This window comes from Porphyromonas uenonis 60-3, assembly GCF_000174775.1.
Classification (GTDB): Bacteria; Bacteroidota; Bacteroidia; order Bacteroidales; family Porphyromonadaceae; genus Porphyromonas; species Porphyromonas uenonis_A.
In genome coordinates this window covers 18431-28730 of sequence record NZ_ACLR01000019.1, presented here as the reverse complement: position 1 = coordinate 28730, position 10300 = coordinate 18431, and the positions used below count along the sequence as shown (strand labels likewise).

The 10300-nt window shown below is 53.9% G+C and carries 7 protein-coding genes; 5 read left to right on the top strand and 2 right to left on the bottom strand.

All coding sequences use genetic code 11. The features are described 5' to 3' along the window. Positions 1 to 299 precede the first annotated feature (299 nt). Both PORUE0001_RS00790 and PORUE0001_RS10495 read right to left on the bottom strand, forming a co-directional pair. Entirely contained in the window at positions 300 to 1727 is a 1428-nt protein-coding gene (locus PORUE0001_RS00790) for a trigger factor (protein ID WP_007364514.1), read from the bottom strand. A 53-nt stretch (positions 1728 to 1780) separates the two neighbouring features. After that, the gene (locus tag PORUE0001_RS10495) at positions 1781 to 1954 is read right to left on the bottom strand and encodes a hypothetical protein (RefSeq protein WP_157750177.1); all 174 of its coding nucleotides are present in this window, start codon (positions 1952 to 1954) and stop codon (positions 1781 to 1783) included. On the opposite strand from PORUE0001_RS10495, the gene PORUE0001_RS00785 reads away from it, so the two are divergent. The 5 genes from PORUE0001_RS00785 to PORUE0001_RS00765 all read left to right on the top strand — a co-directional run bounded on the left by PORUE0001_RS00785 (position 1938) and on the right by PORUE0001_RS00765 (position 10287). Then, entirely contained in the window at positions 1938 to 4901 is a 2964-nt protein-coding gene (locus PORUE0001_RS00785; RefSeq protein WP_007364526.1) for a putative LPS assembly protein LptD, read from the top strand. The genes PORUE0001_RS10495 and PORUE0001_RS00785 overlap by 17 nt on opposite strands. A gap of 35 nt (positions 4902 to 4936) precedes the next feature. Beyond that, positions 4937 to 5659: a rhomboid family intramembrane serine protease gene (locus PORUE0001_RS00780; RefSeq protein ID WP_007364522.1), complete on the top strand. Its 723-nt coding sequence runs from the start codon at positions 4937 to 4939 to the stop codon at positions 5657 to 5659. Beyond that, positions 5628 to 6434, top strand: coding sequence for a rhomboid family intramembrane serine protease (locus PORUE0001_RS00775; RefSeq protein ID WP_007364518.1), 807 nt, complete (start codon positions 5628 to 5630; stop codon positions 6432 to 6434). The genes PORUE0001_RS00780 and PORUE0001_RS00775 overlap by 32 nt, the downstream gene beginning before the upstream one ends. An 11-nt stretch (positions 6435 to 6445) precedes the next feature. Continuing rightward, positions 6446 to 7615, top strand: a complete 1170-nt coding sequence (locus PORUE0001_RS00770) for an endonuclease/exonuclease/phosphatase family protein (RefSeq protein WP_039865155.1) — start codon at positions 6446 to 6448, stop codon at positions 7613 to 7615. A 461-nt stretch (positions 7616 to 8076) separates the two neighbouring features. After that, positions 8077 to 10287 (top strand): polyribonucleotide nucleotidyltransferase, encoded by a 2211-nt coding sequence (locus PORUE0001_RS00765; RefSeq protein ID WP_007364524.1) that lies wholly within the window; start codon positions 8077 to 8079, stop codon positions 10285 to 10287. Positions 10288 to 10300: the final 13 nt, after the last annotated feature.

Below are 10300 nucleotides of genomic sequence, written 5' to 3'. Positions count from 1 at the left end.
CACGGTCGTGCGTCCGTTCCCGTTAAAACCAACGAACGCCGTAACCTTTGACACAACGGACGCTCGACCGAGCGTCCCTACAACCGTTACTCGTCCAGCTTTGACACAACGGACGCACAGCCGTTACACGTCTCGTCGTTCGGGGACGGACTCCCTCTCGCTTGACACTTCCCCTGCGTCCATACAAAGGGTCCATCGTCTCATAAATTAGCGGGATCACCTCACACGTCGGTGAGATGATCCCGCTAGTCTGTATGATTTGTGGTAGCTTTTGCTGGCTACCCGTTTCGGCTGATTGCTTAAGCTTCTGCTGCAGGCTCGACGTCGCTGAGTCCGAGGAGCTTATTGATCTCTTTCTGCAGATCGGCGTGCACCTCGTACAGCTCTTTGATCGTGAGGGGCTTCTGCTCATCGAGCGTGACGAGCTCCTGAACCTTTGCTGCGAGAGCCTGCTCCTTGGCTTGCTCCTTGGCGCTGAAGAGCTGCTCATCGTTTTTCTCTATGGTACTATTGACGATGCTCTCGACCAACTCATCGTTGGAGAGTAGCTGTCCCAGTCCAGCAGACTGTATCTGTCTCATGACGCCCTCTCTCACGATCTTGCGAACGAGTTCGTCGGGTACCTCGACGCCTAGCTGCTTATTGAGCGATGCGAGCATGGCCTGGTAGCGTACGTATGGTAGGATCTTGTTGATGCGCTCATCGTATGCCTCTTGTGTCTCCTCCTCTGTCTTCTCATTTAGTAGGAGTGCTAGGTGCTTGTCTGGGAAGGTCAGTCCCTGGATCTTCTCTACGATGTACTTAGAGACGACGGTGGTGAAGATGTCACTCGCCATGGCGTCGTTGCGCTCGCCTTGTAGTCGCTTGAGCTCTGCTCTGAGCTCCTCTTCATTGGTCACCTTAGTCGTGGGGCCGAGCATGAGCTTAAAGAGCTTCTCGTCGATGGGGCTGGGGTTGTTGCGTAGGATGCGCTTGATCTGAATCTCAAAGGGGTTCTTGTGTTCGTGTACCTCTTCCTGCTTGATCTGTAGGAATGAAGCTATCTCGACGTCGTTGTTGTCATACGCCTTGTGGAGATCTATGGTGAGTGTGTCGCCCTTGTGCGCCTTGAGGATCTCTGCACGGATCTCCTCATTGGTTACGTACAGAGGCATGATGTAGCTCTCCTCCAGGGTGATGCCCTCGATGGCGTGCTGACCCTTGTCGTCTAGCTCCTGTACGGAGACGTAGAGCACATCTTTGTCCTGAACGTCCTCGACCTCTGTGCGCTCGCCAGCATTCTCGCGAGCGTTTTGGATCATCTGGTCGATCTCCTCATCGTTGGCCTGAACGGTGTAGTGAGGTAGCGTGACGCTACTGTCGATGGTTTCGGGGAACTGTGGCATTAGTCCCGCAGATATTTGTAGCTTATAGTCCGTCTGCTCAGGTGTATAAGTGTTTTCGTCTTGCTCCATGATCAGCCCTCCGACGGTATGGATGCCTTGCTCCTTGAGGTAGTGGCGAATCTCCTCGGAGGTCATCTCGTTGATCACTCTAAAGCGTACTGCCTGACCATACTTCTTCTCAATGATGGACGCTGGGGTCTTGCCTGGGCGGAATCCTGGCATTTCGGCGGTCTTGCGCAGATGCTTCAGCTGGTCAGCGACCTGCTCTTTGATATCTTCACTGGAGAGGGTGATGTTTAGGAGTACGACACTATCGTCTTTAAGCTCGTGTGATATGTTCATAGGACTAATATGCTATATGCGTGTATACTTGTTAGGGTGCAAAGGTACTAAAATTATGTAGCCTGACCAAAGCACGGGCGACGGGGCGTACATTCCAGGAATGTACGGGTTACACGTGACGGGCACAGGACGTGCCGTGGCACGCCACTATTTAGTACCTTTGCCTGCGGTTGATGTATCATCATAAGCTTGGTCGCATTATTATAGTACATGTCTAGCTCTGTCATAGCTCCTCGCTCGCTCGTGCGACTGCTCCTACTGCTTGTCATAGGGGTGGTGGTCGTGTCATGCGCGACGCAGGTACGACGCACGGTGACGCCTGCCACTACACCGTCACAGACGGAGTCGCTGGACACGGTCGTGGCGGATCTATCGGCTGATACGACTCGCTCGCTGGACTCGCTGGCAATGCCTCCGGACTCGCTATCAGTGGTCAGCGACAGTCTCGCTGCAAAAGCGGATACGACGCTAGCTCCCACAGCAACCGATACATTGGCAAAAGGTGCCGAAACGTCTATCACTGAGACTGACTCGGTGGAGCTCTTCAAGCTGGAGGCGCCTGTGACCTTCTCGGCTGAGGATTCGCTCGTCATGACGGGGCGCAATGTGATGTACTTCTTCGGGCCTAGTGAGGTCAAGTACCAAAGGATGAGCATCGAGGCGAACTACCTCAAGATCGTCTCTGACAGCTCGGAGGTCTATGCGCAGTATGTGCTAGATAGTTTGGGGCAACCGACGGCTAGACCTAAGTTTGCTGATGGGGATCAGAAGTTTGAGAGTACGACGATGAAGTACAACTTCAAGACGGGTCAAGGCTTCATCACGGACGTAACGACGCAGCAGGGTGAGGGCTTTCTGACCTCTGCCCAGACGAAGCGTCTCAAGGACAATACGATGTACCTCAAGGATGGTCGCTATACGACTTGTGACCTGCATGATCATCCGCACTTTTACATTAACCTGACGCGTGCTAAGGCTAAGCCTCAGGATAAGATCGTCACGGGGCCTGTCTATCTGGTGATGGCTGACGTGCCGCTCTACTTCATCGGTTTGCCGTTTGCCTTCTTCCCCTTCAATGAGAAGCAGACTTCGGGTGTCATCATGCCGAGCTACGGTATTGATCAGACACGAGGACTTTACCTGACGCATGGTGGTCTTTACCTCAATCTGAACGACTACTGGGACTTGACGCTCACGGGCGATGTCTACACGAATGGCTCCTGGGCGGTCAATGCTATGTCTAACTACCGCAAGCGCTATAAGTATAGTGGTAGCGTGCAGGCGGGCTATATATCGACGGTGCAGGGGGACAAAGATATTCCCTCGACTTATAGTCGTTCTCAAGATATATCTCTCCGATGGACCCACTCGCAAGACCCCAAGGCGGATCCTCTACGCAACTTCTCGGCATCGGTCAACTTCTCGACGAGCAGCTACAATCACAACGCTACGCAGGCGGTCTACAACCATCAGCGCCGAGCCGAAAATACTAAGGGCTCTAGCATTAGCTACCGACGGAGCTTTGCGGGTATACCGCTCTCGCTGACGGGAGCTTTTAACATAGATCAGCGCTCGCGTGACTCGACGATCAGTGTGACCCTGCCGAATCTCTCGCTCTCGCTCTCGACGATCTATCCCTTCAAGCGAAAGAATCGTGTGGGCAAGGAGCGCTGGTATGAGAAGATCTCGCTGAGCTACAGCGGGTCGCTACGTAACAGTATCACGACCAAGGAGAATCTGCTCCTCAAGAGCAATCTAGTCAAGGATTGGCGCAATGGTATGCAGCACTCGATACCTATCTCGGCTTCCTTTGACCTCTTTAACTATATCAAGATTTCTCCTTCGATCAACTATACGGCTTACTGGTACACCTCTCGCGTGGAGAAGCGGTGGGACGAGGCGCAGCAGCGGATCGTCGATGCGGACACGACTTATGGTTTCTACCATCTGAATAACTTTAGTGCGGCGCTCTCTATGAGTACGACGCTCTACGGCTTCTACGAGCCGTGGCGTAAGCTCTTTGGGGATCGTGTGCAGATGATTCGTCACCGCTTCTCACCCTCGATCTCGCTCTCGTATGCACCAGACTTTGGCGAGCCCTTCTGGGGTTATTACCGTGAGATAGACTATGTCGATACGCTGGGACAGGCACACAACTATGTTTACTCGCCTTATGAGCGTGGTATATTTGGCTATCCTGGGCGCGGTAAGATGGGGGCGATCAACTTCTCCTTTGACAATAATGTGGAGATGAAGCTACGCATGCCGACCGACTCGACCGCTGTGGAGGAGCAGTTTAAGAAGATCTCGCTCATTGATCAGTTTGGGCTCAACTTCTCGTACAATATGGCTGCCGACTCCTTCCGCTGGAGTAACATCAATACGAACATAGCGCTGAGGCTTACGAAGACTTTCGTGCTGCGCCTCTCCGCCTCGTTTGATCCGTACGAATGGGACTACTACACGGACCCGCAGGGCAACGTGAGACCCTACCGTGTGGACAAGCTGAGGATACTCAACGGGCATGGTATCGGAGCCTTCCTTGGTACGGGGACGAGCTTTAACTATACCTTTACTCCGCAGACCTTTGAGAAGATCGGTAAGTGGGTCAGTGGGCTCTTTAACAAGAAGAAGGGCGCTACGACGACGGACGATGAGACGCCCAAGTCTCCTGGCGATGATCCGACAGCGATGGGCGGAGGCGCTGGACCTGATAGGGTAGGGCCTGACGGTTCGCCTGGTGGAGGTCCTCGCAGTGGTTACACCGAGCGGGACAGCTGGGACGATGACGGCTACTTGAAGTTTGACGTGCCGTGGAGCTTCTCCTTTAACTATAGTGTCAATGTGGCGCAGGATAGGCAGAAGTTCAACACGCACCGACGAGAGTTTGAGTATATGTTTACCCAAAACCTCTCTTTCCGAGGACAGCTACAGCCTACGCCGAACTGGACCTTCTCCTTTGATGCGAACTATAACTTTGACTTGAAGAAGCTGACGGGTATGACCATCAACATAACCCGCGACCTGCACTGTTGGTCTCTCACGGCTAGTGTCATCCCGCTCGGTGCCTACAAGTCGTACAACCTCGTGATCGGGGTCAATGCCTCCCTCCTTCGTGACCTGAAGTGGGAGCAGCACAGCCTGCCGACCTACGGTGGCAGTGGCTGGTACTAACTCCCTACACAACGCAACGATTAGACGATAACGCTATGCACTCATTTGATACAAACCGTCGGATACAGATCCCGCCCGTGACGCTCAACCTGCTCATCATCAATGTGCTTTGCTATCTAGCTCAGCAGGTACTGCCCCGTGTAGGCATTGATCTGACGGGACTCCTCGGACTGCACTACGTGACGGCTCATGACTTTCATGTCTGGCAGCCGATAAGCTATATGTTCCTTCACGGGAGCTTCACGCACCTCTTCTTCAACATGTTTGCGCTCTTTATGTTTGGCACAACGATCGAGCGGACGTGGGGTGCTAAGCGCTTCCTGCTCTTCTACCTAGTCTGCGGACTGACCGCTGCGCTCTCGCAGGAGCTCGTCTGGGGCTTGACGACTGTCCGAGAGGTGGCGGGGTATGATGTGGTCGCCTTCCCCGATGGCTCTCGCATGGCTACAGCGTTCTTCGTCAATCAGCTCCTGACGATCGGTGCTTCAGGGGCTGTCTTTGGGCTCCTGCTCGCCTTCGGCTGGCTCTATCCGAATGCAGCGATCTACCTCTTCTTCATCCCCATACCGATCAAGGCTAAGTACTTTGTGATCGGCTACGGCGTGATCGAACTCTTCCTCGGGGTGGCTAATATAGAGAGTGACGTGGCACACTTCGCCCATCTAGGCGGAATGCTAGGTGGTCTGCTCCTCATACTGCTATGGCGTAAGCAAGGCAAGCTGTACAATGCTTCAGGAGAAACGTATAGATACTACTAATCGGTGGCTGCTCTGGGGCATCACGCTCCTACTGGTAACCCTCTGGCTGGTGGACTTCATCGTTCGCCAGCTACCCTCGCCACTGCCCACTCGGTGGACGCGTGGGGTGGTGGACCAGCTCTACCTCTCCTGCTCTATGGAGGCTCTGTGGCGTAGACCCTGGACGATCGTCACCTACACGCTCCTGCACAATAGTGGCTTGCATCTCTTGCTCAATCTGCTCCTGCTCTGGCTCTTTGGCGAGATGCAGCTTCGTCACAGTGGATGGCGACAGTTCGTCTGGAGCTACCTAGGAGGAGCGGTCGTAGGTGGGATAGCCTTCGTACTCTGCACCTCGTTGCTACGTGCTGGCGGGGTGATTTTACTAGGGTTGCCCCTCGTGGGAGCTTCTGCATCGGTCATCGCTCTCGTAGGCTACATGGTGGGGGCTGCTCCTCGTGCGGAGATGCCCTTACCATTGATCGGTTCGCTTCGTGTATGGCAGGTGGGACTATTCGTCTTTCTCCTCCTACTACTCGCCTATGGCGGGTACAATGTAGGCGGACTGATTGCTCACCTGGCTGGGGTCTTGTGGGGCTGTGGCTTAGGACTGTACCATCGTCGGCGACAACGCTCGGCACGACAGCAAGAGAAGCTACAAGATGCCCAGACGGCACGCTATCAGCAGCTCCTGGATAAGGTGCAGCAGTCGGGCTATCAGAGTCTATCCGATGAGGAGCGCGAGCAGCTCATTGAGCACAATAATCAGTGGCTTGACCAGTCGGGTCACAACTAGTCATGCACTCTATGGATAGCACCACACCGTCCCCCGCACCTCGTAAGACGAGCTCGCAAAGCTCAAAGAAGCCTCGCACCCTCTGGGGAATGATCCGTGGCTTCTGGCATACCTTCGTCTCCTTTGGTAATTTGCTCCTCTTGTTGCTCTTTGCGGGCTCCTTGCTGAGTCGCTACATTTCGCCGACGACCATTATCCTCTCGGCTTACCTAGGATTGCTCTTTCCTCTGCTCTTCGCACTAGTCGTATTGCAGGCGATCTATTGGTTTATCATCCGAGCCTGGAGTCGCGCTGCGATCAATACGGTCATGCTCCTCTTATCCCTGCCGACGCTCCTGCTGTACGCTCCGCTACGAGCACGCCAGACGCCTCCGATAGATCGTGAGAACTGGATCAAGGTAGTGAGTCTCAATGCAAATGCCTTTCAGTTTACCAAGCTAGGGGCACACGATCAGCACGCCACCACGGACTACCTGGCTAAGAGCGATGCCGATATCATCTGTCTGCAGGAAGCATGGCTCAGCTCTAACAAGTCAAAGTATATGTCGGAGCGCAGTCTGCGCCACACCCTGAGCAACTATCCCTACTACAGCTCGGCCTATGCGGTCAAGGATCACGGCAGTCGTCTCATAGTACTCTCTAAGTATCCTATCTTGTCGACGCGCCCCATAGATCTGCACTCAAAGTTCAATGGGGGAGCGGTCTTTACGATCCTCGTTGGGGAGAAGAAATTGGTCTTGTACAACCTACACCTTGAGTCTTTTGGCTTTACAAGAGAGGAGCAGGCGCACTACTTTCAGTTAGCGCAGGAGGTCAATCCTAAGGGCTTCACGCAAGCTGTCGGGGGACGCTTTTCGCCCGCCTTCAAGCGCCGTGCTCAGCAGGTCGAGCAGATCTATCAGGACATCAACTATCAGGAGTCGCCCTACCTGCTGGTCTGCGGAGACTTCAACGACACGCCTATCTCCTACACGCATCACCGTCTCTCGGCTGGTCTGCACGATGCGATTGCGACCACTGGGCGAGGGACCAACTACAGCTACTACTTCAAGTCGCTCATCGGTGTGCGTATCGACCATATGCTCTACAGCGACCAGATCGTAGCGCGAGCTGCCCACGTGGATCGATCCGTCAACATCTCGGATCACAAGCCGATCATCTGTTACTTCAAGTTAAAGTGACGGAGCGCTGGGTGAGCGGTTGGCAATAATAATCGTCCTCCTTCGATGACCTCCGAGAGGTATGTGGCTAAATCCTAGCTACACAGTGCTGTAGAGCCACTTTATAGTTACTCTGGCATCTCGACTGATCCCAACTTCTACCGAGGAAATAGAGAATCCCCAGGGAGCAAACGAAAATTCCCCACGGAGGGCCGAAATAAAAGTTCGGAAGAATGAAATGAAACTTCGGAAGAAAGATTTCGAAGTTCCGAAGAATTTTTCGTTTCCTCGGTGAATAATCTATGATCTCCACCGAGGAATTGTCCGATTCCCTTGATAGTGCCGTCGATGGCTCCATCCTAAATCATGCGTCAGTCCTAGCGCAATTTGCAATAATAGTCGCTATCTGCTTTAGTTTTCGTAACTTTGGACGATTTTATCGAGGTATAAGACAAATAGAATTAAGTAATCAGACGATTTTTATGATCAATCCGGTCAACAAAACAATCACCCTCCCTGATGGTCGTACGATCACCATCGAGACGGGCAAGCTTGCTAAGCAAGCCGACGGTGCTGTCACCGTAACCATGGGCTCTACCGTACTACTCGCAGCTGTGACAGCTGCCAAGGATGCTAAGCCCGATGTGGACTTTATGCCACTGCAGGTAGAGTACAAAGAGAAGTTTTCAGCCATAGGTCGCTTCCCAGGGGGCTTCACACGCCGTGAGGGACGCGCCTCAGACTATGAGATATTAACCTGCCGACTGGTGGATCGCGCACTGCGTCCACTCTTCCCCGATGACTACCACGCAGAGGTTTATGTGAACATTATCCTCTTCTCCTCTGATGGTGTCGATATGCCTGACGCACTCGCTGGACTAGCCGCTTCGGCAGCGCTGGCGGTCTCTGATATTCCTTTTGGCGGTCCTATCAGTGAGGTGCGCGTGGCTCGTGTAGATGGTGACTTTGTCATCAATCCAACCTTCGAGCAGCTAGAGCGTGCGGACATTGACCTGATGGTCGCAGCAACGCTTGACAACATTATGATGGTCGAGGGCGAGATGGAAGAGGTCCAGGAAGAGGAGATGCTCGAGGCTATCAAGGTGGCTCACGAGGCTATCAAGGTACAGTGCCAGGCTCAGCTAGAGCTCTCGGAGGCTGTCGGTAAGATGGTCAAGCGTGAGTATCCTGCTGAGGAGCAGGACGAGGAGCTACGTGAGCGTATGCAGCGTGAGCTCTACGACAAGATCTACAAGGTGGCTACGGCTGGCACCGACAAGCATGCTCGTGGCGACGCTTTTGCAGCGATCGTTGAGGAGTTCAAGGCACAGTTTACCGCAGAGGAGCTCGAGGAGAAGGGCATGATCATAGACCGCTACTACCACGACATGGAGAAGGCGGCTATGCGTCGTATGATCCTCGACGAGGGCAAGCGTCTCGATGGTCGTCGCACCGACGAGATACGTCCTATCTGGATCGAGACCGACTGCCTGCCTGGTCCTCACGGATCGGCTATCTTCACACGTGGTGAGACGCAGTCACTATCTACTGTAACGCTCGGCACCAAGAGCGATGAGAAGCTGGTCGACGATGTACTCAACTACGGCAAGGAGCGCTTCCTCCTACACTACAACTTCCCTCCCTTCTCCACAGGCGAGGCAAAAGCTTCGCGCGGTATCAGCCGTCGTGAGATAGGTCACGGAAACTTGGCACACCGTGCACTCAAGCGTATGATCCCTGAGGACTATCCTTACGTGATCCGCGTGATGAGTGACATCCTTGAGTCTAACGGTTCTTCCTCTATGGCAACGGTTTGTGCTGGTACGCTCGCTCTACGTGATGCGGGTGTCCAGATGAAGAAGCCAGTCTCGGGTATCGCTATGGGTCTCATCAGCGAGAACAAGGGTACCAACTACGCTATCCTCTCCGACATCCTAGGCGACGAGGATCACCTCGGCGATATGGACTTTAAGGTAACGGGTACGCGTGACGGTATCACCGCTACGCAGATGGATATCAAGGTGGATGGCTTGAGCTATGAGATCTTGGCAAAGGCTTTGGCACAGGCAAAGGCTGGTCGTCTCCACATCCTAAATAAGATCGAGGAAGCACAGCCCGAGGCTCGTCCTGATATGAAGCCTCATGCACCACGCATTGAGACGCTCCGCATCGGCAAGGAGTTCATCGGAGCTGTCATTGGCCCGGGCGGTAAGATCATCCAGGGTATCCAGGAGAAGAGTGGTGCCACGGTCAACATTGAAGAGGTGGACAACTACGGTATCGTCGAGATCAGTAGCTCCAACAAGGAGTCTCTCGATGCTGCTCTAGCTATGGTACGTGGCATCGTCGCTACCCCAGAGGTGGGCGAGGTCTACAAGGGTACCGTCTCCTCAGTGATGCCGTACGGTTGCTTCGTACAGTTTATGCCAGGCAAGGATGGACTACTCCACATCAGCGAGATAGACTGGAAGCGCTTTGCTACGATTGAGGAGACAGGTCTCAAGGAGGGCGACACGATTGATGTCAAGCTCATCGAGATCGACCCCAAGACGGGCAAGTTTAGCCTCTCGCACAAGGCTCTCCTACCTAAGCCCGAGGGCTATGTAGAGCCTGAGCGTCGTCCACGCCGTGAGCGCCGTGACGATGGCGAGCGCCGTGAGCGCCGTCCCCGTCGTGAGCGTCATGACGATTAGACAATAAAGACTA

Bases quoted from the DNA above. Each gene is read 5' to 3' on its own strand.
- PORUE0001_RS00785 (WP_007364526.1), top strand. From the start codon at position 1,938: ATGTCTAGCTCTGTCATAGCTCCTCGCTCGCTCGTGCGACTGCTCCTA.
- PORUE0001_RS00790 (WP_007364514.1), bottom strand. From the start codon at position 1,727: ATGAACATATCACACGAGCTTAAAGACGATAGTGTCGTACTCCTAAAC.
- PORUE0001_RS00775 (WP_007364518.1), top strand. From the start codon at position 5,628: ATGCTTCAGGAGAAACGTATAGATACTACTAATCGGTGGCTGCTCTGG.
- PORUE0001_RS10495 (WP_157750177.1), bottom strand. From the start codon at position 1,954: ATGACAGAGCTAGACATGTACTATAATAATGCGACCAAGCTTATGATG.
- PORUE0001_RS00780 (WP_007364522.1), top strand. From the start codon at position 4,937: ATGCACTCATTTGATACAAACCGTCGGATACAGATCCCGCCCGTGACG.
- PORUE0001_RS00765 (WP_007364524.1), top strand. From the start codon at position 8,077: ATGATCAATCCGGTCAACAAAACAATCACCCTCCCTGATGGTCGTACG.
- PORUE0001_RS00770 (WP_039865155.1), top strand. From the start codon at position 6,446: ATGGATAGCACCACACCGTCCCCCGCACCTCGTAAGACGAGCTCGCAA.